This window comes from Parendozoicomonas sp. 2304DJ65-17 (genome assembly GCF_058148445.1).
Map to the genome: position 1 here is coordinate 533,890 of NZ_JBYVJV010000001.1, position 24,537 is coordinate 558,426.

Genomic DNA, 24,537 nt, shown 5'->3' on the forward strand with positions numbered 1-24,537 from the left:
TATGATTACTTCCCCTCAGGAGAGTATCGAGAAGTATTACGCGCAAGGCTTTTGGGACCAGAAAAAGATCCATGAGTTTTTCTACGACAATGCAAAGTCATACCCAAATGCTATTGCACTTGCTGATCCACTGAACAAACCTGCTCTGGTTGGCACACCACCTCAGCGCCTGACTTACGCCACTCTTTCTGAGTCTGTGGATAACCTTGCAACAGTGTTGCTGCAACAGGGTATCCAGCAGGAAGATATTATTCTGGTGCAAATGCCCAATACCGTAGAACTGGTAACGCTTTATCTGGCCTGTTCCCGTATTGGCGCAATTATCAGCCCGGTGGCTATGCAATACCGGGAACATGAACTGGAATCCATCATTACAGCGTTGCAACCTAAGGCCATTATCGGCTCTGCTGTTTTTGCTGAGAAAGACATGCTTGCCCATCTGAAAGCCGCTGTTAGCAATGTAGATGCAGCGTTAACACAACAACCACTTATGTTGTGCTGGTATGGCAAAGATACCGATGTAACTCCTATAGAAGAGCTGTGCGAACAACAAAGTGACTCAGAAATACTGAATACCTATCTCAGTACGCTCAACCAGTCTGCCGATGAGGTGTTCACCATTTGCTGGACATCGGGAACAGAAGCCAATCCTAAAGGTATTCCCCGCTCCCATAACCAATGGAAAGCCATCGGCAGAATGACTTACGAGAGCTCCGACATTCTGCCTCAGGAAAATCTGCTTAACCCATTTCCGCTAATTAATATGGCAGCTATTGGTGGGCTCTTTATGAGCTGGCTGCTGTGCAGAGGAAAGCTGGTTCTTCATCACCCTCTCGATTTACCGGTTTACCTCAAACAGATTGTTGCTGAACAGGTCAGCTATACCCTTGCGCCTCCAGCCCTGCTGAATACCATTCTTAAAAATGAGCAGCTGTTTAATGCTGTAGATTTTTCCGGATTAAGAGCCATAGGTTCAGGCTCTGCGCCGCTGGATGACTGGATGGTTGCCGGATACAAAGAACATTTTGAAATCGAAATTATTAATCACTTTGGTTCCAACGAAGGCACTTCCCTGCTTTGCGGGCCACTTCATACTCAGGATGCACACTGCCGGGCACGTTTATTTCCAAGGAAAAATTCCATTCTCGAATCCAGGTTAGTAAACCCTGAGACCGGCGAAGAAATCACAGAACCAGGCTTAGCAGGAGAACTGCAAATTAAAGGACCTGGGGTTTTCGACACCTATTTTGGAGTGGACGACAACGCTACCACATTATTTACATCCGACGGATTCTTCCGAACCGGCGACCTGTTTGAAATCGATAACCAGCAAACTGACTTCTATCGTTTTACCGGCCGATGCAAGGAGCTGATTATCAGAGGAGGGATGAATATCGCTCCGGCAGAACTCGAAGCATTACTCAATGCTCACCCGGATATTAGCGAATCAGCGATTACTGGATATCCCTGCCCGGTTATGGGCGAGCGTATAGCCGCACATATCGTTTGCGCTCCTGATAAAGAGATATCCGAATCCGATATCACTACATATCTGGAAAGCTGCCATATCGCGAAATACAAACTGCCTGAAAGAACACGGTTTATTGCGGCGCTTCCAAGAAACCCTGTAGGAAAGATTGTTAAACGGGCACTGGCTGACGAATGTAAATGATGGTAGAAATGGCGCTCGCAGGAAACAGAGCCGCTATGAAATCACCTTTGTCTTTGATTACAGCCAGTGCAACGGCAAAGTCTCTTAATGTTGTGGGAGATCAGTGGAGCTATCTGGTATTGCGGGATATGTTTCTTGGTCGCCATCGCTTTGAAGAGTTATTAGCGAGCACAGGCGCTTCCCGGGGAACTCTCACCAAGCGCCTGCAAAATCTTGTTGAACAAGGGGTTCTTTACCGGAACCCTATCAGTCAGTCTCGCCGGTTTGAATACCGCCTGACAGATAAAGGTTTATCTCTGTATCCGCTAGCCATTGCTGCCTGGCTGTGGGAATTAAAATGGGCCAACGAGGAAGCAACACCTCTTCCCCGTACCTTGATTCATAAGAACTGTAATAAAGCCACCCAGCCAATTTACTCTTGTCGGTTCTGCCACAAAGAAATCTGCGCCCACGATGTTCATTACACGACGAATGAACAGCAATCAGCTGTTGAGATTGATCTTCCTGCCCAGCAACGAAGAAGCCGAAATACCAAAAGCAAAGGCACCATTGATAAAACCCTGTTTCATGTAATCGATGCCGTGAGTGACCGCTGGACATCATTGATTCTAGCTGGCGCATTTATGGGAGCTGACCGGTTCGATACCTTTCATAAAGAGCTGAATATTGCCACCAACATTCTGGCTGACCGGTTAAAGAAGCTGGTTCAAAACGATATTCTCAACCGTGTGACCTATCAGGAAAGCCCGCCACGCTACTCCTACAAGCTGACGCCTAAAGCGTATGATCTTTACCCATTACTGCTTTCCCTGCACCAATGGGGCAAACGCTGGCTTGAAGCGCCTAATACACCCAGCGCCATAGAACTCACCCACAAATGTGGAAACAACCCGCTGACCCCAGAGTTGCTTTGTAATTGCTGCCATCAGCCGCTTCGCAGTAGCGATATCCTGTTTAAATAGCGCAATACGCTTATAATGCGCAGTTCTGTGAATTGAGATTGACCTGCTCAGCATGTTTCATATCGCCCTGTACGAGCCTCGCATTGCCGCCAACACCGGTAACCTGATTCGGCTGGTCGCCAACAATGGCTGCCAGTTACACCTGATTGAACCTTTAGGCTTTGATCTTGAAGAGAAAAAACTGCGCCGGGCAGGGCTGGATTACCATGATCTGGCACGGGTAACCGTTCACAAAAACTATGAGGCTTTTCTTGAAGCCGTACCCAATAGAAGGGTTCTGGCCTGTACGACCAAAGGCAGCCGGCCTCATGATCAGATTGATTATCAGGAAGGAGATATTCTGTTGTTTGGCTCAGAAACCAGTGGCTTACCTGATGATCTGAGAAACAGTTTCCCACCGGAACACCGATTGCGCATACCTATGCTGGAAACCAGCCGTAGCCTGAATCTGTCTAATGCTGTAGCTATTGTCAGTTATGAAGCCTGGCGCCAGCAGGGATTTGTTGGAGGCCTGTAAACTTTCTTAATTCCAGCCAAAAAGTGTCGATAGCTACTCTGGTGATCGGCACTTTCAGGTTGGCCCCGTGCGAATTCTTCTTACGTGTTTACTGCTTGCCAGCTGGAATATTTCCTTCGCAGCCAGTCAGGGTTCGCTTGGCACAACTTCATCAGCATCCTTCACCATCAAACTGGTTATTCCACCAAAGCTGGAAGTTCAAGCTCCTCCAGATACCCTTAGCAACACACCAGAACCATTTTGTATTACCGGTCGAGGCGTTGATTATTATTCAACTTCAGTGCTGCCGCTGCGTGACAGTGAACTCCACTCTCCACACACTGTTACTTTCTCTGGGTACGCCCTAACTCCTAAAGCTAAGAACAAAAACTCCGTTACCTACCTGGCCTCTTCTGACTGTGATAAACAAACAGTCGCAATCACCCCAAACAGCACGCCCTCAAGGCATCCAGCCACAATCCTTATCGCTCCGGAGTAAAATCTTCGTTGAGTCGTTCCGGAAATCCGGTTATAACCTGCCTATGTAGATGACCGAACATGCAGTAAATAATGAAAATAATTACCGCAGCACTATCCGCCTTCTCGTTGCTTTTTACCTCATCAGCGTTTTCCGGTGTTCAACTTGATCGCATGATCGTTTATTTCGATGCGGACAAACTACCACGCCAGGATATTCTGGTGACCAATCCAGATAGAGAGAACCTCTACCTGGAAACCGAGATCTTCAAGGTTGATAATCCAGGTTCTGAAAACGAGGAAAGAGTCAGAATTACAGACCCGGATAAAATGCAGCTGCTCGCCACTCCTGGAAAAAGCATCGTTGCTCCCGGCGGCCGAAAAACTGTGCGTTTGGTAAGCCTGAACCCTGCTCCAAAAGTGGAAGAGGTTTACCGCATTACTTTCCGTCCAGTCGTCGGTGAGTTGGAAGCCACACAAACGGCGGTAAAGATTCTTGTGGCCTATCAGGTTCTGGCTTTTATTCGCCCAGAAAATCCATTCTTTGAAGTTTCTGCGAAGAGCAAAGGTACAGAAATGACTTTCTCTAACTCTGGCAATGTGAATGTGGTGCTGCGTAATGGCCGCTTCTGCCCGAAAGGTGTTTCTCAAACAGCCTCTCGTGAGACCAAAGAAGAGAAGTGCTCAGACCTTGAAGAAGGCAGCCGGATTTACGCTGGCCAGAGCTGGACTCTCGATCTGCCAGAACAGTTCCAGAATCAGAAAGGCTTTGTCGAGTACGGCTTATTTGATGGACAGAACGAAAAAGCCAAACAGTTCAGCCTTTAAATCAAGGCCGGACTCAACCGGCCTTTTCTCTTAGTTACCTGCTATTTGCTGCAGGCAACTGCAGAACCAATAACGCTGACAATGAGCGTTTGAGTGCATCAAGGAGTGAATAGCAGCATGATCGTTTGGAAAAGTGTAATACTCACGCTCAGGTAACCCAGCCTCTCTGCGAATCGCATTTTCACTGATTCTGGTATTTCGGTAGGCACCTATTCCTGTTGTATACATCTCTTCCCTTCGCACTTCCCCCTGCCCCGGGGCGTGAACAGATTCGCTGTAACTGGTACCACTTAAATGATGCCAGGCATGTATTAGTTCATGAGCAAGTACAATCCATGTCGGTGTTTGCTTTCCACATAGCCGAGTATAGATTTGAGCACTATCCGCATCATTGTGCATATCAACAAATGTTCGACTGCCTTTTCCTGCAAAATGAAAAGTGCGGCTACCTATTGCTCGTTCATTACGAAACCGGTCATTAATGCTCCAGGCAGAAGTTGAAGCACCCGGGCTCTTATTACTTGGGCGGAAACGAATAGTTACCGCTCTCTGGCTCCCGCTTCCAGAGGTACCAATACCCATATGGCGTTTATGGATTAAATCAAGCAGCTCTGCGCCAATTTTGGTCGCAGCAATAAGACGCAGGTCTCTCTCAGTATTTGCAAAAAACTGATGTTTTTGAATTCCGTATTCGGTACCAGAAAATCGTGGTGTTCCTGTAATCTGATTAACAGGATTAGGTTCTATTAAGATACCTGCGAAAGATGATTGTCTGGCCATAGAGCTCTCCATTTCTTTTTATTCAGGCGTCCGGTTTGCACCTTACATCCTTAATAACGCACATCGAAAAGAAATGGTTTCATTAATCGCAAAGAAAATAGAAAAATAGGTTTCTATTTGTGAGTTGATGGTGCCCCAATAATTCAGGGCACCATCATTAAGGAGGGGGATCATTTATTCAGTCAACGGCTTTTGAATAGGACTTAAATCACGAGCATGTCTAAACCATAAAGCGACTGCGTAGATTATCCAAAGCACTGTACATAGCCGGTGCTGGCGGATCATAGTCACTGGCAGAACTCTCTCTCCAGGCTCGATGGATATGATTATCCCCCGCCTTCTGTTTGTACATACGAGCCAGGTATGCCGAGTAATAAGGACTCTTCACTGTATCCACATGATACCAGTGGGCTTTGGAACGAGAGTGGCTGATATCCAGAAGCACATAACCCCGCTCGGAGATATTGGCCCACTTCAGGTTCCGGAGAATACCATCAACCGCAAGACCAGCCGCTTCTGTTAAGCCGGATTTATCACCCAGCCCCGATGTAACTCCTGGCGTTACAAATTCACCACCAATCGCACCCCGCCCGGTAAACCGGCTGTAGCGACTGATCCGGTGAGGATCTTCTGCCAGATCAAAAGCCCAGGAGGTGTGAATATCTCCGGTTAGTACCATCAGGTTATCAATCCCTTGTCCGGTAATATGGTCAAACAACCGGTCACGACTTCCCTGATAGCCATCCCATTGATCCATATTGATTGGAAGATCAGGATTAATAGTTAATTGAGACATCATCACCTGTTGCCCCAAAACCCGCCAACGCACGCCATCCCGTTGAGATTGGCTCAGCCCACTATGAAGCCAGTTCTCCTGCTGTTCACCAAGCAGTGTCCGAGAAGCATCTTTGGCAGTACGGGCATCCAATGGTCTGGCCTGCTTGTCCCGACCAAACAGGCGGGTATCCAGCATAAACAGGTCCATAAGATTGCCGAAGCGGAAGTTCCGATAAATGGATCGACTGCCAAACTGATCAACAATGCCAGTCTCCCGAATTGGCATCCAGTCAAAATAGGTTTGTATCGCCGCTGCGCGACGATCTTCCCATGAGCCTTCACCATCATCGTGATTCTGCGCCCCACCTTTCCAGGCGTCATTAGCTGATTCATGATCATCCCAGATACAGATAAATGGATGCTGGCGGTGAACCTCCTGCAGATCTGGGTCAGTGCGATACTGGGCGTAACGCAAATGGTAATCCTGCAGCGCAGTAATTTCCTTGGCCGGGAGTGGGTCACGACCTAAACCATTTCCAGTGCCAAAACCCCCGGGACCATACTCATAGATGTAATCACCGAGATGAAGAACAACATCAAGTTCGGGACGGCGAGCGATCTCTTTATAGACGTTGAAATATCCCGCTGGATAATTGGAGCAGGAACAAAAAGCTAAACGCATGCGGTTCAAATGACCGACAGGCAAGGTTTTGGTACGACCAATAGGAGACTCAATACCATTGGACAGGAAACGGTAATAATACGTAGTTCCTGGCACCAGCTGATCAGCATCAACCTTCACGGTGTAGTCCACCTCAGGGCCAGTCACACCTGAGCCAGTACGGACAATCGATGCCATTCCCGGATCAAGAGCAATCTGCCACTCATAGGGCACGATAGCACTGGCAAACAATGGATCCTGATCGGGAGTAACACGTGTCCAGAGGATGACTCTGTCGGCCAGAGGATCACCACTGGCAATGCCATGCCGGAAAGGTTGATGGGCACTTGCATAAGTTTTCAACAGGGGAAGCGCAGCGATCCCCAAAGCCGCGCCCTGAAAGAAGCGTCGTCTTGTTATTGTCATTGTTTTCTCGTGTTGTCACTTAAGGGGGACTACTCAAGAAAAGGTATCGTTATTTGTTTTCAGAATGAAGTCAGTTGCATGACAAGGAAAGATAAGAACAGTGCAAGCTTATTAATTAATCTATTCCGGACCTACAGTCACTTCCATAGTATCCGTGTAAGTTCCAGCCATCAGTCCATCTAACTGCGCTTTTGGAAAATCAATTCTTATTCGTGAATTCGGGCTACCACCACAATTCAATGCGCCGCTGCCTGTTAATGTGCCAGCTGATGTTGAACCGGCCTGAGTAAAATCATCCCAGGTACCGTTATCTAATTCGACTCTGGCTCGATACGGAATGGCATCATCTCCGCTACCCTGCAATTCGAAAGATGAAGAAGGCCTTATCTGAGAACGCAACGACATTTTGTATTTAATAGCGCCCATAGCAAACACGCAGAAATCCAGATCTTCATAAACCCGATTATCTGCTGTGGTTTTGTTTTTATCCAACACTACATCCTGCAACTGGTTAACCTGATAAACAGGAATCACATCCAAAGTGACAACAAAATCTTCTGTTACTGTCTGGCTGAATCCTTCCGTTGAATAAGCAACCAGAGTAAATATACTTTGATATTGCCCAACTGCTGTACGGTCAAGAATTTCGCTACTGCTTACTTCTGCAATAATCGAAAATTCATAATTCTTACATTGGGATTCCGAATTAATGCCATCCACGGAAATAATGCCATCCGCCAGAGAGTCATCAATATAGGAGTTGGCAGGTTTCTGCCCTTTTAACGTCAAAGTAATCGGAAGGCTCTTACTCCCTTGCCTGAGAACATAGGAGGAGTCTTCGAAAGGCCCGGTTACATAAACATCGTAGTCCCGAACAAACCGCCCCCCCCCTTGTGGTCTGTAAGCAAGAATGCAAAAGCGACGCCCATCTGTTGCCGGTTGGGTTGAACCATCAAGTATGGTCTGTCCACTCCACTGTCCCATATCAATATCGTACAGGCGCTTCAGTTTCATCTCCCAGGAACCATCTTTTGCGCAATCGGCAATATCATCAAGAAGGCAATCATTATCAGCCAAAGCGGGAAAAGTCTGGAGAATGAAAAGACAACCTAAAAGAACCCTCAGCAAAACATCACTCACACCCATTTATTATTGTTATTCCTTCTTGCTGATCGCCAGCTCACCTTCCAACCAAGGCTTACAATCAGCTTCGGAGAGTTTGACTGTTCCGAGTCGTAAAATATCTTCACCACTGTCTTTGGGTAGCTGAATCCGGCAAGCCCAGCCATTATCCAGCTCAACACGAAGCTCTGGTGTATTGGCCTGAATTTCCAGTTGGAACAGTCCATATTCGTCCAGGGTCACAGGAGCGATACCACCAGTAATGCGGGCGCTGGTTTCACCAAAACCGGTAAACTGAATTCGGCCAAAAGCTAATTGCAGAGGCAGAGCTTCCACCTCCATTCGCACAACATTGCCAGGGTAAAGCGTTATCTCTTGAATCTTTTCATCAAACCGATACATGGCCGTGCCCGCAGGTTTGAGGGAAATTCGATACTGCTCGTAAGGTGTAAGAGGAATCAGGGTTGGTTGACCGACTACCGCATAGGTTTCACGACGACCGTCAACCATTACATCAAACCTATCCCCATCCCGACCTTCGATATAAACAACTACAGCACTCTGCGCCCGGTCTTCACCACCAACAGACACATAATCGCCATTGGTCATCAGGCTGGTGCCCATATTCAAGCTATAGCTGGTCGCTTTATTATCTCCGGCACGGGTATGAGCCAAAGCCAGATTGGCAGCACCTAAATGATTGGCATAACGAAGATTGGTATTGAGGCGATCCTGATCTGAACCTTTGGAAATACCGGCATCAAATCTGACATCAGCATCATAAAGATCATCATCATTCCAGCTGGCGTTGAGTTGCAGCCTCTCATCACGTTCTTTGTTATTGCCAGTTTTGCTCCACTCCGCAGAAGGAGATGCGCGGAAGTCCCAGCGATCCTGACGCAGACGGAAATTCAAAGTCGCCAGAATCACTTCATTATCACCGGACTTACTCAACCCAAGATCAAAATCCAAATCGTAATCATTGGTACGCCACAACTGGCTGCGCCAGTTAATACCGTGAGATTCGGTCGCATCATTCTGACGTTTGTTATAACTGTAACGGTAACTCACACTGCCGGAGTAAAACGGCAAACTTATAGAGCTGCTTATCTGCTCAAAGCTTTCTCCAAGCAAATTATTGTCATTGCTATCCGAAGTATTCGCCGGGGTATTACTCCACAACCTGCGATAGTTGCTATTCAGGGAAACATCCCAGGCACGGATACGCATATCCATACCTACGCCATGATTACCGTCGTCATCAAACATGGCGTAAGGCGAAAGATCATAGAAACTGCCAACATGAAACAATCCCGTTTCCAGCAAGGCTTCATCATTGTCTGCCGCCATCGCCAATGTGCCAGACCAGGTGTCTCCCAACCTTCTGCCAACACCAGCACGACTCAGCCAATTCCCAGTAGTTTCGGGCAAAGTCTTGTTGGCAGTCCGGTTTAAGATTTTCCCTGACTCAACAAACCAGTCCCACTCTCCAGGAGCAGGCAAACGGTTTTGCTTGGCAAAGAAGCGGGTCTCTTTGCTGACCTGATTACCCAGATCATCAACAATTCGAATCTCCAGATCATAAGCGCCATCAGGGAGATAAGAAGTATCCAGCTCCTGATTACCGGCTTCAAAAAACTGAGAGGTGAGAAGCTTGCCATCTTTGCGAAGCTCAACACGCCCACGGGTTGGCAAGAACACATCCAGAGGAACACCGCCGGTAAAATCGGTATCCAATCGAGTGTTATCGGAGGTCGCAACCCGACCACCTAAAAGAATTTGATCAGAAGTAAAATTCAATCCGAAGCCACGGCTGGAGAGCATACCGCCCTGCCAGGCAACACCTTCAAATTCCCGTTGCCCATAAAGTCGATCAACAGTTAATTTCTGATTCTTGGTGTAATCCCAGCTGCCATACAGGCTGTTCTCTTTCCACGACAGCAAGCTGACACCATTGACCGTATAGTCGGAGTTATTATTGCGACTGCGGCTCGAAGTATTCCCAGATGCAGTCGCAGAAAAATTCTGTAAAAAAGCAAAGCCACCATCAGAAGGCGGTAAAAACCGCTCGACATCCGCTTGTCGTGTGGTCAGGTAATTGCGGTTAATAAATACATCCAGCCGAAAACGGTTTTCATCAAAGATCACTCCCACAACTTCAGGGGATAAACGACCACAACCACGGGTTTGCCGTGGAGCACAGACTTCCTGCGAGTTACCGAGAATTTCTCCCGACAATAGGCGTGTTATTAACTCGGGATCAGTGATATCGCCGATACGTCGCACCACATCCTGTGGTGAAGTCAGTTTGACTGTTTCGAAAGTAAAGGTGGCGACCTGAGACGTGATATACCGGCCGCCATAGTAGATATCCACCAGCGAACGCTGGGGGCGATTTAGAGATTCAAAGCCAGATGGGACTTTATTGCTGGCAATAAAAACTTCTCCACTAGCATTTACAGCTAAAAGAGAAACTATCATTACCAGTAAGTAATCCCAGCACTTATTCATTGACAATAAATAACAAAAAGAAGTGCTACAGATTGGATGGCTTTGGTCAACATCCAACCTGCTTCACTTAACAACATGCAATTACTTAGGGGTAACAACAAGTGTCACTAACTGAGAGTAATCACCTGCAGGGTACGTTGTATTTGCTGCAGGATCTGGGTCAATTTGCACTGTCAGGTTTTTGCTACCATCCGCACAAGCTGCCGTATTTGGATTTGCAGTATTGCCCACCTGTGCTGCGGTGAAGCTCGCTGTACCTACGTTGCTGAATTCAGCTGAAGCAGTGGTTCCTGCTACCAGTTTTACTTTAAAAGGAATTGCGTCGGTACCTTTATCTAAGTCAAAAGCGCCATCACTATCATCAACACCGCTTACAATAGAGGTTGCAGAAACAGCAATATCTACGTTTGGTGAGTTGATATAGAGACATGCTTTGGCTGTATTATCAGTAAAAGAAGACGTCAAACTACTGATAGTAAGGTCGCTGGTAAAACCCCAAATCCTGGCCTGTTCATCTTGAGTGTATTTGATATCAATTTTTCCTGTCGACGTATCGCCTAAAGTACCATTCTCAAAAGCTGAAGCCCCTGCTGATACTCCAGCCAGTACGGCCACCGTCAACGCTTTGCGTATTATTGTTTTCATGGTCCAACCCTTGTTGCTTTCTTGTTTTAGTATTCACTCTCTGGAGTGAGCGCCTTCAGGCTGGCTCCACCGTCAGATAGAGTGTTCCGCTATAGGCTCCAGCGGGTTTGCCCGCTGCTGCCGAATCTGAAATTTGTATCTGTGCCCGGGCATTGTCGCTGTTACTACAACTCAGAGATGAGCTCCCCCCTCTGGCTGTCAGGGCTTGCCCAGGCTGTACAGACACAAGCCTGTTACCATTATTTCTTGTAGACAGAAGCACTTTATATGCCAGAGCTTCATTACCATTTTTTAATACAAAATCATCACTCTCTTGCGGGTCTCCGGTGGCAGAAATCAGGTAGTCACCACCACCCTGAACGAATACACAAAATCGTTCGTCTTGCTCGTAGCCATCATTTGCTGCATTGCGCTGGGTAATGGTCATATCATCCAGCCGGCTTATTTTGGTTTGTGCAGGCAACGTGATAGCGAAGTTAACCGGGGTAAATGTTCTGCTGGAGAAGAAGGTTTCCACCTCCGGCTGCATTCTCAGTGTTGCGTTATATGTTCCCGGTTGTGCATTGCGAAGATCACTTCTTGCCACCGACACTCTTATAGCTGCCCCTGAGTTTGCGCAGCTTGTAGCCCCCGTGACTGTGTTGCTCGACGTTCCCGCATCAAATGCCTCAAAACCCGAGTTAGTACTCCCTTTCCACTGAACATTGACAGGTAAAGGGTTTCCTGAGGATGACGTCAGTCGATAGTTGCCATTACCCAGATCGACTACGCCACTCCCGGCCTGAAAATTCACATGAAAATCCCAGGCTGAACCATTACGTGTAGAGGTGTGACAGTAACTCTCATTAACGATCAGATTTCCTCCTGCGTTGTCCTGCAGATCGGATTCCAATGGCCTGATCACAATGTCATCCAGCTCTTTGACCTCATGGCAATATTCGCCACGAAACCCCAAAAAGCTGACCGTTTTACATTCGGGAGCGGTATAGCCAAGCTGAGCCCACCCCAGAAACAACAGAGTCACAGCCAGTTGTCGCATCACAGATATTTTTATTTTACTACTCAAGATTGGCTCAAAAGACAAATCGCAAAAGTCATGCCAGTCAATAGTAACAAACCGAACCCCCACAAACGACAACTGTTTCACAAAATAAGGTGAAAAAAATTGATGTGCCATTGACAATCTGGAAAGTCACCAAGTGACACACTGCGTCACCAGGTAACACTTTTCTAACACTCTGAAAACATCTGAGAGGGGATGATCTATGCTTCCTCTTAAGCCCTTTTCATAACGCTAGAATCAGAAAACATGGGTTACGGACGCCTGTTTACAAGCCTGTTGGCAACAATGACTTTCCATGTGCTGGCAGATATTTCTGTGGATCGCGCCATCATTGAATTTCAGCCTGACGGCGAGTACTACACAGATATCAATGTGCAGAATGGTTCATCCGATAAAGCTTATGTAGGAATATCGGTTTACGAAGTGATCAATCCCGGGCGGGAAGATGAGTCCAGACAGCCACTGATTGACCCGGACAACGCTCTTCTTATCGCCACTCCCTCCCGTATGGCCCTTGAAGGTAATCAGAGCAATCCTGTTCGCCTGCTTAATCTTGATGAAGAACAGAAGAAAGAGCGCATCTACAGGGTAATCGTAGAACCTGCTACCGGCCGCCTGAAAGGGGATCAGGATATGGTGAAGGTATTAGTGTCTTACGAGCTGCTGGTTATTGTTCGGCCTGTAAAACCAATCTTCAGTATTCTTGGCAAACGGGAAGGAAAAACTCTCACTCTTTACAATGACGGCAATAGCAACGTGTATCTGGAAAGTGGCCGCCAATGTAATCCTGCCAAACCTTCTGAATGCCAAAAGCTGACAGGTGAACGCTTGTACGCAGGAGCCAGCTGGCAGATTCAGCTTCCCTGGGAGGGAGATGCCGAATTTGTTATGAATACTCAGGATGAAGATACTCTCAAGAAAGTCTTCAGCGGCAAAGACACCTTACCCAAATACGCGCCTACTCCCCGGAAGGCTCAATAGGATTACAAGTCAGACGCCCCAACAAAGCCACTCCTCGCCGTAAACGCCTTTGCTCTGATTCTGGTAACGCAGCTTCACAATGTGTTCCATCAGCTTTCTGAACTTTTAGAATTTCTGTTGCAGGTCGAACTCTGGCCTGAAAAACACCATGTCCATCCGAAAGAACCGGCTCCTGAACATTTTCCACAATAGCGCTATCCAGAATATTTCCATCTGGGTCACACAAGCGCCCCAACACTGGAAGAACCTGAATAACTGAGAAGGAAACATGAGCCACATTACCGGGATAGAGTGTCACACTTTGCTCGGTATCATCATAATCCGAGAAGTTATTGCCTCTGGCTTTAATAGAAAGCCCATACTTACGGAAAGGTGCTAGCACAACAGGCACAACCTCCCCTGCCCGACCGTAAGTTACTGCTTTACCATTCACCAGAATATCGAAGTACCCCGGCCCATCACCTTCAAACGATACAAGCACAGCACTGTCACTCAAGCGGCCACCGCCAATAGAAACATTGTCAGGCCGAGCCAGAGCACTGGTGCTGAAACTGCCGGTATAGTTGGTTACAGCATGCCCCTGTTCAGGAAGGGAACGGTTAAGAGCAACCTGTCCTCCCAGCCATTTACCGGCAAAGTAAGCATCTCCACCTAATATTTCCTGCTGCCGCTGTTTTTCCAGATAACCTCCGGCAGTGATGGTTTGCCCGGAAACTTCCAACTTTTGCCAGCGGGCAGATGCCCGGGTTGAAAGAGAGATATTTCGATTACCCGGAGTTTTATTTTCCTGCCGGCTCTGTTTCAAGGTTGCGGTACGAACACCTTCCCGGTGAGTCAGGGTAAGACTGGCCAACACTTGGGAGCTTCTGCCATCAACTAACTGAGTACTGGAAGCATCGAGAGAGAGGCGCATATCAAAGGAAGAATCTCTCAGTAACGGCCACTCAAAACGAATATGGTCAGTAATTTGTGTTCTTTTCTGGGACTGGCTTCTCTGCCAATCCCGTCCTACTTCCACACTGGCAAAACCAAAACTCTTGGATACATCCAATTGCCCAGTGCGAAAACCATCTCCCAACAGGGCATTGTTCGAATTCGATTCTGCTTTTTGCTTCTTCTCAGAGAGCTCACGATAGCGGGCCTGTAGCTGCCAGTTTTCCCTGTGAAAAACCGCATTACCGAAAAAACCTTTGCGGTTTTCTCTAGCAGCCATTACACCACCAGAGAATTCAAAGAATTCACTCAGGTTGAGAATTCCCAACTCAGCCAGAGCATCGCTGTTTTCAACAGTCGCTGCCACAGTAAACGAAGATGTTTCTGTGAAAAGCTGTGTATAACCGCCACGAGCCACCCAGCCAGCGCCAGTTTTAGGCCACCAGGCTTCACTGACATTTTCCATAGGGCGACCAATTTCGAAAAAGTATTGAGGATCATCTTCACCGGGCAAGCTATTACTTTTCACATACAACACCCGCTGTTCGTTAAGAAGCTGGGTACCGTCATAAACACGAATGGTCAGGTTATAAGCTCCCTGCGGAAGACTGCGGGTATCCAACTGTTGACGACCGGCTTCTAAGAGCTCGGCCTTTAACAACTTCCCATCCCGATAAATTTCCACCCTGCCGCGCACAGGCAGATAAACAATAAGAGGCGTGTTATTAACCGCGCTCTGGCTGCTTAAAGAATCCGTAGAGTGAGCCAGCCTTAATCCAAGCAATTGCGGATCAGCAGAAAACCCCAGTCCAAAACTGCTGGCACCAAACAGTCCGCCAACAAACTCCTGCCCCTGCCAGTCTCTCTCCAAATAAAACGAAGACACACTAAAGTGTTCTTTCTTGTCATAACTCCAGTCTGTGAACAGATGATTTTCTTTGAAAGCCATCAACGAGCGACCATACCAGGAGTAATGATCTGTGGAATCTTTCGAGCGAGCTCCGGAAAGGTTAAGACTTAGCCCCTGAACGGCAGAGATATGACTACTGGATTCATTCAGGTAACGCTGCTGAGTCAGCGTTCGCACCTTCAGGTGTTCAGGATTGATAAATACAGTGGCTCGAAAGCGGCGATGGTCAAAAATCACGCCAGCGATCTTTGGATGCAGGATGCCACAGTTATTCCTGTTTCTTCCCCGGCAAACCAGTTCGCCATGGCCAGCCAGCTGGCCAGTGAGAGATTTGGCAATAAAGGCTTTATCCCGAACGCTCGGAATCATATTGGCAACGCTTTGGGGCTGGTGAAAAGTCACCCACTGGGAAGTGAAACGGGCAAAGGCTGTGCCTCGTTTTTTACCGGCAAACCAGATTTCAATCTCAGTTTCTTTGGGAGCATCAAGGTTTTCGAAGCCAGCAGGAACCTCATCCATATCATCAGCGAATACCGCACTTCCGCTACAAAGCAGAAGCAGCATAAACAGCCACTGCAGGCAGACAGAAGGCCGGACATTCCCTGTCATGGCATCTAACCGGATATCAGAAAGGTATCTAAGATTTATCGGGCTTGAACAATGATTCTCAAGCGCCCCTGATAGCGGCCACTGGTGGCCCTTTGCGCCTCATGGGCAGGCAGGTTCACTTCAACCCGACCATTAAAGCCGCCCAGGCAATCGGGATAGGAAGACCCTGGATAAATACGGCTGTTTTTCCCTGGCTCCATAACCTCAGCAGGCATACCTTCTCCCCGCCAATTTGCAGTGAAACTAAGCTCTTTCTTACCCTGGAGTACAAATTCTCCATTGGCTCCATCCCCCTGCAGACGCACAGAATAATCACCACCACCATTACGGAACAGACAAACACGCGCCTCTCCAGTTGAAGCGGATGCGCCTGTCGACTTGAGCAACTGAATGGAATCCAGAACCCGCGCCCCAACGCGCTCGGGAACCGTCAGGCGAAGATCAAGTTCCAGATCCTGAATAACACCGTCAGAAGTTGTAAGCCGCACCGGCAAGCGCTGCCGATAGATATCACCAGGAATAAGGTTTGGCTCTCCCGAAGGCTGGATATGCACCTGAAAGGAAGAAGAACCTGGCTCGCAATAACTTGAGAGCCTGTTCCCCTGAATCAGGGTTTCATTACTGCGCACTCTCCGAAATGGTGCACCGGGGGCTGATTGAACACGCACTTCAAAAGGAATGAAAATGGAAGGATGATTAGAGCTACCGAGCTGCATTCCGCCCGGTGGAACCAGCAGTTTTAATTGCCAGCCAACAGTTCGGTTGTCAGCATTTTCCTGCCAGATGCAATACTGGCCGCCACCACCCTCTTCAATAGAAACCAGTTCAACTGAACGGTCACCACCGAAAACAAGGCCATTCGCCAAGACCTTGCTGGTGAAAAGGAAGATGAACCCCAGAAGGGGTAACAGAAAATTAAGCATTCCATTGCTTTGAATTAAACACTCTTAAAAGAGTGTAGATGTGATCCGGCGGTATTTAGAGGGCAACAAATTTCAGATGAAGTTTTGTATGGTAGGTACCACTCTTTTTCAAAATCTTTGAAGAGTCCGCCTCAACAGTGAGGGTTGTGGTGGTTTCATCACAGGTTTTTTTGTTATCGCCAGGGTCAATTGCTGAGATTGGATGTTCATCTCCAGGCTTAAATACTATTGCAGGGTCTCCCTTCTTTTCATCTTTGATTTTAACCGTAAGAGGAATCTTGCTGCTTTTGTCGGTCTGATTAACTAGCTGGAAAGCTTTATGCTCAACGTCATCACCAGTAATTTTCAGTTTGACATTACCGTCATAGTTCTTAGCAACACAGTAAGTTTTTGAGTCTGTCATTACGCCATCAACAGTATTTGTCGTAAGAAGAAGATCTTTTGGATGAATATCTTTAACGACTATTAACTTGTCGAACTTTATGTAAACGTTAACGTCTTCTTTCGCTTCGTATTGCCCATCACCCGGATTAAAAACGTAGGTTTTTCTAGCCGGGTCAGCCAAAACAAGAGAGGTTACAGTCAAAAGAGCTGATACCAGGCATACACCCAGCCAACGAATTGAACGGTTTAAATAAACTCTGGATTGCATTATCTCAGCTCCCAATATTCCAAATTCAACTGATTTCAATGTCAGTCACTCACCACGCTCCCTGTCATTTCTTTGTTTTACAATCACTTACGTGATCCGGCACAAGTAACGGAATGTGGAATTACGTGTATTGGATGGAATTGGAGCTATCTGGTTCCCAACCAGAGGTCACCATTCCTGACCGGCCTGTCAGGGTAGGAGAAAATGAAAAAACCGCCAGAAGGCGGTTTTTTCAAAGAAAACTGAGAAACAGCAGAGGTATTACTGCTTGGTTTGCTCAGCCTGAGCCTGCTGCAGCGCCTGAGCGTACAGAGCGTCAAAGTTAACCGGAGCCAGCATCAGCGCAGGGAAGCTGCCACGAGTAACCAGGCTGTCGATAGCTTCACGAGCATAAGGGAACAGCAGGTTAGGGCAGAATGCGCCCAGAGTGCGGTGCAGATCACCTTCTGGCAGGTTCTTGGCCAGGAAGATACCGCCCTGATGAACTTCAGCAACAAAAGCAGTCTCTTCGCCGTGCATAACAGTGGCAGTCAGGGACAGAACCACTTCGTACATGCCTTCCTCTTCCAGCTTGGAGTTGGAAGTGTTCAGGTCCAGCTTAACTTCTGGCTGCCACTGGCCTTTGAAGATTGCAGGAGCCTTTGGGGACTCGAAAGAGATATCTTTAACGTAGATACGCTGCAGTGCGAATTGTGGCTGTTCCTGGTTAGACTGAGCTTCAGGCATCATGTTTTCCTTTAACTATTTATAAAGTTCAAGACTGCTTATCAGTACGAGACTGTTCTTGGACTCAGGACTGACCCGCGAGCAACTGATCCAGTTCACCCCGGGCTTCCAAGGCGTAAAGGTCATCGCATCCACCCACGTGGGTGTCGCCGATCCAGATTTGTGGAACAGAAGTTTTCCCGGCTTTTTCCGTCATTAACCGACGGACATCGGGCTTTCCATCCACAGAAATTACTTCAACGGGAGCACTCTTTTTAGCCAGCAGCGCAAGAGCACGCTGACAGAAGGGACACCACGATGAGCTGTAAACAACGACTTCCTGCATTGTTTGGTTATTCCGCTTTGTTTAGCTCTTTACCAGAGGCAGGTTATCCCCCTGCCAGGAACCGATGCCGCCACTCAGGCGAACAACGTTTTCAAAACCTGCTTCTTTCAGCTGCTTTCCAGCCATGCCACTGTGCTGGCCCATGGCATCCACCAGAATAACTGGAACAGTTTTGTACTTTTCCAGTTCCCCTGCACGGCTTTTGATGCTGGCATGAGGAATATTGATGGAGTCAGTAATGGCGCCACGGGCAAACTCTTTCTTGTCGCGAATATCAACAACAACAGCATTGTCCTGGTTAACCATTTTGGTCAGCACCTGGGTAGTGATGCTCTGGCCACCTTTGCGCAGCTCAGTAAAGACCAGCAACCCCAGCATAACGGCAAAGGCGCCGGTCAGTGCCGGGTGATTGATTACAAATTCTATGAATTGTTCCATTGGGAAAATCAGGCAACCAAAAATTACGATAAGTCGGCAAGTATACAGACTGGTAAGACAATTTCATCATACACCGGAGAATACTCCGCGCGCTGTTGAGCTGGCACAGGCTACAGGCTGAAAACACACTGTTATTGTTCGCTTTTAAGCCTCTGCAGAGACCTGCAATATTATGGTATTTCCCTTTAGCGTGGAGTTACTTACCGCAAGTCGCTAAAATTGCCCACCATTATCCCCCGACACGATATCCGGAACAGTATGACTAAGCGCACTACGACCGCCCTGTTAATTCTCGATGGCTGGGGCTACCGGGAAGAATCCGATGCCAACGCTATTCTGGCGGCCAAGACACCAGTCATGGACGGACTCTGGGCAAATAACCCTCACACTCTGATTTCCGGCTCCGGTGGCGATGTTGGCCTGCCGGATGGCCAGATGGGTAACAGTGAAGTCGGCCACATGAACCTTGGTGCCGGCCGCATTGTTTACCAGGATCTCACCCGCATCAGCAAAGCCATTAAAGATGATGACTTCCAGACCAACCCAGAGCTGGTAAAAGTTGTTGATGCCGCCGTTTCCAAAGGCAAAGCCGTACACCTCATGGGGCTTATGTCTCCCGGCGGTGTTCACTCCCACGAGAAACATATTCATGCGATGATCGAAATGGCTGCCGCTCGCGGCGCCAAAGAAGTTTACGTTCATGCATTCCTGGACGGCCGCGACACACCACCACGCAGTGCTCAAAACTCTCTGGAACAAACTGATGCTCTTTTGAACAAGCTCGGTGTTGGCCGTGTTGCCAGCCTGATTGGTCGTTATTATGCAATGGATCGTGACCAACGCTGGGAACGCGTTGAAGACGCCTGGAACCTGATGACTGCAGGTAAATCTGATTTCACCGCAGAAACAGCTGTAGCCGGTTTGCAGGCTGCCTATGAGCGAGATGAGAATGATGAGTTTGTAAAAGCCACTACCATCGTTCCAGCTGACGGTAAGCCTGCGGTCATGAGTGATGGCGACGCGGTTATCTTTATGAACTTCCGTGCTGACCGTGCCCGCCAGTTGTCTCGAGTATTTGCGGAAGATGACTTCAACGGTTTCACCCGCCAGCAGCGCCCAAACCTGGCAGGATTTGTGATGCTGACCCGCTATGCCGACAGCATTCCTGCTCCTTGTGCTTTCCCACCAGCAACTCTCACTAACACTCTTGGTGAATATATGGAGAAACTGGGCAAGACTCAGCTCCGTATTGCCGAGACTGAGAAGTATGCTCACGTAACATTCTTCTTCAGCGGTGGCCGTGAAGAACCATGGACAGGTGAGACCCGTATTCTGGTGAACTCTCCCAAGGTTGCGACTTATGATCTGCAGCCAGAAATGAGCGCTCCGGAAGTAACCGATAAACTGGTTAACGCTATCGAAAGTGGTGAATACGATCTGGTGATCTGCAACTATGCCAACGGCGACATGGTTGGCCATACCGGCGTATTTGATGCAGCAGTGAAAGCTGCCGAGTGTGTAGATACCTGTGTTGGTCGCATTGTTGAAGCTCTGGAAAAACAAGGTGGCCAGTGCCTGATCACTGCAGACCACGGTAATGCCGAGCAGATGATGGACCACACAACTGGTCAGCCACACACTGCCCATACCTGTGAGCATGTTCCCCTGATTTATTCCGGTCCACAGCAGATCAACCTGAAAGAAGGTGTTCTGTCTGACATTGCCCCAACTCTTCTTAAACTGATGGATCTCTCCCAGCCAGAGGAAATGACTGGAAACAACCTGGCCAGCTAACGACCAGTTAAGAGCACCAGCTCTTGCCAGCCGGGTTTCTTACTCCCGGCTGGCCCTCCCCTAAAAACCACTTTCGTCGTATAGTTGTTCTCTAGGCTCTGTTGGCATAAGTTCCAGCCATTGAACACACTCCAATTCCGTCCATACTGTTTTAACACCCTGAAAAAACTGTATGAGAAGCCAGATGTGTTACGGGCTTCACGCTTCTCTGTCAGATCGTGGTTTCTGGATAGAAATACTCTGGGCATAATGGATTCATATGACGTGATGCAAGACTCAATGAAAATCACTCCCACCGCCCATAGAAGAGCAGCTCTGGCACGGATTGCCCTGACTGCACTGATTATGCTGATGCCTTTCTCTGTTACGACTCAGGCAGAAGGCAATGATCAGAAGGTCAGTAACTCTGCTCGTCTGGAGACCGTGAATCAGGATATAAAAACCCTGAAATCCCTTCTGGAAAAGATTAAGAAAGAGCGCTCCGCTATCGAATCCCGTCTTGAGAACACTGAACAGGAAATCAGCCGAGTTCAGAAAGAGTTAACGAAAACCGAACGGGATTTAAGGGAGGCGAAAGATGCCGCAAAAAAGCAGAGAGTTCAGCGGGAAACGCTGAAAAAGGAACAAAGTAGTAGACAACAGGAAGTTTCCAAAGCGCTTAAGGCTGCCTATGTGGCTGGCAAAAACCCTCAGATGAAACTGCTACTGAATCAGGAAAATCCAGCCAAAGCCAATCGTATGATGGTGTATTACAGTCACTTTGCCCAAGTTCAGTCAGATTCTTTAACCGCCCTGAAAGAAACCGACCGCAAACTAGCCAACGCAGAGGCCAACCTGCTAAAGGCCAATGAATCCATTTCCCGACACCAACAAACGCTTGCCAGCCGGGCACAAAATCTGAAGACGAATCAGAATAACCGTCAACAGACCCTTGCCAAACTGTCAGCTAACGAAAAACAGAACAACTCCCGATTGAGCAGGCTGCAAACAGAGCAGCAGGCGCTTCAGGAACTTCTGGCCTCCATTATTTCCATTGCCGATGTTACTGCTGTTGATAAGCCCTTTAATAAGTCCCGAGGGAAGATGCCCTGGCCGGTAAAAGGTAAGCTTCTCTACAAGTACGGGGAACGGCGGCAGGACACCAAGCTCACCTGGAATGGCGTATACATTAAAGCCAGCCAGGGAACGGTTGTGAAAGCTCCTCATCACGGTCGCGTGGTATTTGCTGACTGGATGAAAAGTTTTGGCCAACTCCTGATTCTGGATCACGGCAATGGCTATATGACTTTGTATGCCCACAATCAGGATATGATGAAAACAGTTGGTGACTGGGTTTTACCCGGTGAGGCTATCGCCCGAGTGGGTGACAGTGGCGGACAGCCACATTCCGGCCTGTACTTTGAAGTACGCTATAGAGGCAAGCCATCGAACCCAATGGCGTGGCTGGTAGCATCCCGTTAGATGCTCGGGATATACTCATTTAATAAATAATTTTCGGGATCAGTCTCAGCAGGAGCAATGCATGCCCACCCGTACCACTTTTTTTTCCTGGTCCCTGACAGCCTTTCTGGCATTGTCACCATTGGCTTCCACGGTTTCTGCCGAAGAAAAGAGCGCACCGGCGGAGTCAGCGGCTAAGCCTGAGAAAGTTGAAGCCAAGCAGGAAAAAGGTCGGTTACCTCTTGATGAGCTGCGCGCCTTTACCGAGGTGATGCAACGCGTCAAGAGCTCCTATGTGGAGCCTGTTGATGACAAGACTCTTCTGGAAAATGCCATTCGAGGCATGCTCGACAATCTCGACCCTCATTCCGCTTACCTGCAGCCTGATGACTTCAAGAATCTTGAAGAAAGCACCTCCGGGGAATTCGGTGGTCTGGGCATTGAAGTGGGCAGTGAAGATGGCCTGATCAAGGTTATCACCCCAATAGATGATACTCCTGCCAAACGCGCGGGTGTTCAGGCTGGAGACCTGATTATCAAGCTGGATGACACTCCTATTCGTGGACTGGGTCTGAAAAAATCTGTTGAGATGATGCGCGGCAAAACCGGTGAACCTATCAAGCTCACCATTATCCGCGAAGGTGCCAGCCAGCCTCTGGAAATCACCATTGTTCGTGACATTATCAAAGTCGATAGTGTTCGTCAGAGAACACTGGAGCCAGGCTTTGGTTATGTTCGTATCAGCCAGTTCCAGGTAGATACCGGCAAAGAGGTGAATGAGTCCCTGGAAAAACTGCGCAAAGAAGAGAAAGACGGCAAGCTGAAAGGCCTGGTGCTTGATTTGCGTAACAACCCCGGTGGCGTGTTACAGGCTGCTGTGGATGTTTCTGATGTGTTTCTGAAAGATGGCCTGATTGTTTACACCAAGGGACGCATTCCTAACTCAGATATGAGCTACAGCGCGAACGGTAAAGATCCATCCACCAATATTCCTTTGGTTGTATTGATTAATGGTGGCTCTGCATCCGCATCCGAGATTGTTGCCGGAGCTCTGCAGGATCACCGCCGCGGCATTATCGTCGGCACCAAGAGTTTTGGTAAAGGTTCTGTGCAAACTGTTCTGCCACTTACCTCCGACAGTGAACGAGGCCTGAAGCTGACTACTGCGCTGTATTATACCCCCAGCGGTCGCTCCATTCAGGCTGAAGGCATTATGCCGGATATCAACGTAGACAATGCCAGTGTTACCCGGGTCAAAGAAAACAATGGCTACCGTGAAGCCGATCTAAGAGGTCACCTGGACAGCACCACTGAAGCCAAAGGCAGCAAAGCTAACAAGGGCGACAAGAAAACTGACGAGCAACCTCTGGATGTCAGTGATTATCAGCTTAACCAGGCTTTGAACATTCTGAAAAGTCTGCACCTGTCCCGCCAAACTGGTGTTACAGAACCCGCTCCAACAGCAGAACCTGCAAAGCACCAACATTAATCTTCTCCTGCGGGCAGTCAGAATGGCTGTCCGCAGAGTTATACCTTCCGCCAAAACCTCCATTTACCCTGCCCGGCTGAACAGATCATTATGGGAAAGGGTTATGGCTTCTCGATACGTACCACCACCCAGGCCTCACCAACCTCTGCGGCACGCTGTTGGCTTCTCTTTTAAGTCACCGTCCGATAGGCCGTGTGAACCTTTAACGGTAGAACAACCATCAACCACAAAGCATTCAGGTAAAGAGAAAGCTAAAAAGGTTCCAGTTAAGCGTAAGACACCTAAGCACGTTGTTATCACGACTCCACCCAGCCCTCCTGTTGTTGAGAGGCCTGTTCACAAGGTAAAAGATGCCGAGTCGATACTGGGGCTATCCATAGGTGAGTTAACCCGAAAACCGATAGATGCTCACCACAGGAAAAGGCCAGCTGAAGAGTTACCACAGGCTTCAGGTTCATCAGCTCCTGCTCCCAAACGCAAGCTGCGCGAATTTACAGTCAATACCACCGAAAGCACTTCATGGATTCGCTTCCCCCAAGACAGACCTGTTGACCGGCGGATTCTTACGCATACGATTTCCACCCCGAAAAAGATCGAAAATCTGGAGACAGAATTTTGCTTTCAGGAAATTTTTCCAGATGATAAAATAGGTGAACGCTTTGCCAGAGCCATCACTGTTGCGGCACAGCAGGATATTCGAATCAAGCTGAAGAAAAAGGCTAATGGAAAGAAAGAGTTTATCTTTAATCCGGATTTGCCAGCCATCACACCCAAGCAGAAAACCATTCCTGAAGATCACTGGGAAAACCTCAGAGAACAACTCCACCGTTATAATATTCCTATGGACGACGATTCCTGAATAATGCCAATATCAGAAGACATCTTTCAGGAATAAAC

At 48.1% G+C, this 24,537-nt stretch carries 22 protein-coding genes; 10 read left to right on the forward strand and 12 right to left on the reverse strand.

Annotated features, from left to right (window positions below; all coding sequences use genetic code 11):
• Position 1 precedes the first annotated feature (1 nt).
• The 5 genes from ACY2RR_RS02460 (at position 2) to ACY2RR_RS02480 (ending at position 4,435) form a co-directional block, all read left to right on the forward strand.
• Complete coding sequence (locus ACY2RR_RS02460) at positions 2-1,672, forward strand: class I adenylate-forming enzyme family protein (protein ID WP_490106553.1); 1,671 nt, start codon at positions 2-4, stop codon at positions 1,670-1,672.
• 35 nt (positions 1,673-1,707) lie between these two features.
• Complete coding sequence (locus tag ACY2RR_RS02465) at positions 1,708-2,634, forward strand: winged helix-turn-helix transcriptional regulator (protein ID WP_490106554.1); 927 nt, start codon at positions 1,708-1,710, stop codon at positions 2,632-2,634.
• 52 nt (positions 2,635-2,686) lie between these two features.
• A complete protein-coding gene (locus ACY2RR_RS02470) occupies positions 2,687-3,151 on the forward strand; it encodes a tRNA (cytidine(34)-2'-O)-methyltransferase (RefSeq protein ID WP_490106555.1) in 465 nt (154 codons plus the stop codon).
• Positions 3,152-3,218: 67 nt separating this feature from the next.
• A complete protein-coding gene (locus tag ACY2RR_RS02475) occupies positions 3,219-3,629 on the forward strand; it encodes a hypothetical protein (RefSeq protein ID WP_490106556.1) in 411 nt (136 codons plus the stop codon).
• A 71-nt stretch (positions 3,630-3,700) separates the two neighbouring features.
• On the forward strand, positions 3,701-4,435 hold the full coding sequence (locus ACY2RR_RS02480) for a fimbrial biogenesis chaperone (RefSeq protein WP_490106557.1): 735 nt from the start codon (positions 3,701-3,703) through the stop codon (positions 4,433-4,435).
• Between the two features lie 30 nt (positions 4,436-4,465).
• Here the strand turns inward: ACY2RR_RS02480 and ACY2RR_RS02485 are convergent, their stop codons facing one another.
• From ACY2RR_RS02485 to ACY2RR_RS02510, 6 genes are all read right to left on the reverse strand, one after another.
• Positions 4,466-5,215: a M91 family zinc metallopeptidase gene (locus ACY2RR_RS02485; RefSeq protein ID WP_490106558.1), complete on the reverse strand. Its 750-nt coding sequence runs from the start codon at positions 5,213-5,215 to the stop codon at positions 4,466-4,468.
• 220 nt (positions 5,216-5,435) lie between these two features.
• Complete coding sequence (locus ACY2RR_RS02490; RefSeq protein ID WP_490106559.1) at positions 5,436-7,079, reverse strand: alkaline phosphatase D family protein; 1,644 nt, start codon at positions 7,077-7,079, stop codon at positions 5,436-5,438.
• Positions 7,080-7,199: 120 nt separating this feature from the next.
• The gene (locus tag ACY2RR_RS02495) at positions 7,200-8,225 is read right to left on the reverse strand and encodes a hypothetical protein (protein WP_490106560.1); all 1,026 of its coding nucleotides are present in this window, start codon (positions 8,223-8,225) and stop codon (positions 7,200-7,202) included.
• Positions 8,226-8,234: 9 nt separating this feature from the next.
• A complete protein-coding gene (locus ACY2RR_RS02500) occupies positions 8,235-10,682 on the reverse strand; it encodes a TcfC E-set like domain-containing protein (RefSeq protein ID WP_490106561.1) in 2,448 nt (815 codons plus the stop codon).
• 111 nt (positions 10,683-10,793) lie between these two features.
• Positions 10,794-11,357, reverse strand: coding sequence for a hypothetical protein (locus tag ACY2RR_RS02505; RefSeq protein ID WP_490106562.1), 564 nt, complete (start codon positions 11,355-11,357; stop codon positions 10,794-10,796).
• A 55-nt stretch (positions 11,358-11,412) separates the two neighbouring features.
• Positions 11,413-12,396 carry a hypothetical protein gene (locus tag ACY2RR_RS02510; protein ID WP_490106563.1) on the reverse strand — a complete coding sequence of 328 codons (984 nt, stop codon included), beginning with the start codon at positions 12,394-12,396 and terminating at the stop codon, positions 11,413-11,415.
• Positions 12,397-12,666: 270 nt separating this feature from the next.
• On the opposite strand from ACY2RR_RS02510, the gene ACY2RR_RS02515 reads away from it, so the two are divergent.
• On the forward strand, positions 12,667-13,401 hold the full coding sequence (locus ACY2RR_RS02515) for a fimbrial biogenesis chaperone (protein WP_490106564.1): 735 nt from the start codon (positions 12,667-12,669) through the stop codon (positions 13,399-13,401).
• Here ACY2RR_RS02515 and ACY2RR_RS02520 read toward each other — a convergent pair.
• The 6 genes from ACY2RR_RS02520 to ACY2RR_RS02545 all read right to left on the reverse strand — a co-directional run bounded on the left by ACY2RR_RS02520 (position 13,379) and on the right by ACY2RR_RS02545 (position 18,917).
• Positions 13,379-15,853 (reverse strand): TcfC E-set like domain-containing protein, encoded by a 2,475-nt coding sequence (locus ACY2RR_RS02520; RefSeq protein WP_490106565.1) that lies wholly within the window; start codon positions 15,851-15,853, stop codon positions 13,379-13,381. The genes ACY2RR_RS02515 and ACY2RR_RS02520 overlap by 23 nt on opposite strands.
• Positions 15,854-15,888: 35 nt before the next feature.
• Positions 15,889-16,776: a hypothetical protein gene (locus ACY2RR_RS02525; RefSeq protein ID WP_490106566.1), complete on the reverse strand. Its 888-nt coding sequence runs from the start codon at positions 16,774-16,776 to the stop codon at positions 15,889-15,891.
• A gap of 55 nt (positions 16,777-16,831) precedes the next feature.
• The gene (locus ACY2RR_RS02530; RefSeq protein WP_490106567.1) at positions 16,832-17,467 is read right to left on the reverse strand and encodes a hypothetical protein; all 636 of its coding nucleotides are present in this window, start codon (positions 17,465-17,467) and stop codon (positions 16,832-16,834) included.
• A 222-nt stretch (positions 17,468-17,689) separates the two neighbouring features.
• Positions 17,690-18,154 (reverse strand): protein-export chaperone SecB, encoded by a 465-nt coding sequence (gene secB / locus ACY2RR_RS02535; protein ID WP_490107045.1) that lies wholly within the window; start codon positions 18,152-18,154, stop codon positions 17,690-17,692.
• 64 nt (positions 18,155-18,218) lie between these two features.
• On the reverse strand, positions 18,219-18,479 hold the full coding sequence (gene grxC, locus ACY2RR_RS02540) for a glutaredoxin 3 (RefSeq protein WP_490106568.1): 261 nt from the start codon (positions 18,477-18,479) through the stop codon (positions 18,219-18,221).
• A gap of 21 nt (positions 18,480-18,500) precedes the next feature.
• A complete protein-coding gene (locus ACY2RR_RS02545; RefSeq protein WP_490106569.1) occupies positions 18,501-18,917 on the reverse strand; it encodes a rhodanese-like domain-containing protein in 417 nt (138 codons plus the stop codon).
• Between the two features lie 258 nt (positions 18,918-19,175).
• On the opposite strand from ACY2RR_RS02545, the gene gpmM reads away from it, so the two are divergent.
• The 4 genes from gpmM (at position 19,176) to ACY2RR_RS02565 (ending at position 24,499) form a co-directional block, all read left to right on the forward strand.
• Complete coding sequence (gpmM, locus tag ACY2RR_RS02550; protein WP_490106570.1) at positions 19,176-20,711, forward strand: 2,3-bisphosphoglycerate-independent phosphoglycerate mutase; 1,536 nt, start codon at positions 19,176-19,178, stop codon at positions 20,709-20,711.
• Between the two features lie 267 nt (positions 20,712-20,978).
• Complete coding sequence (locus ACY2RR_RS02555) at positions 20,979-22,172, forward strand: murein hydrolase activator EnvC family protein (RefSeq protein WP_490107046.1); 1,194 nt, start codon at positions 20,979-20,981, stop codon at positions 22,170-22,172.
• Positions 22,173-22,233: 61 nt separating this feature from the next.
• On the forward strand, positions 22,234-23,640 hold the full coding sequence (locus ACY2RR_RS02560; RefSeq protein ID WP_490106571.1) for a S41 family peptidase: 1,407 nt from the start codon (positions 22,234-22,236) through the stop codon (positions 23,638-23,640).
• Between the two features lie 22 nt (positions 23,641-23,662).
• Positions 23,663-24,499, forward strand: a complete 837-nt coding sequence (locus ACY2RR_RS02565) for a hypothetical protein (RefSeq protein WP_490106572.1) — start codon at positions 23,663-23,665, stop codon at positions 24,497-24,499.
• The last annotated feature ends 38 nt before the right edge of the window (positions 24,500-24,537 follow it).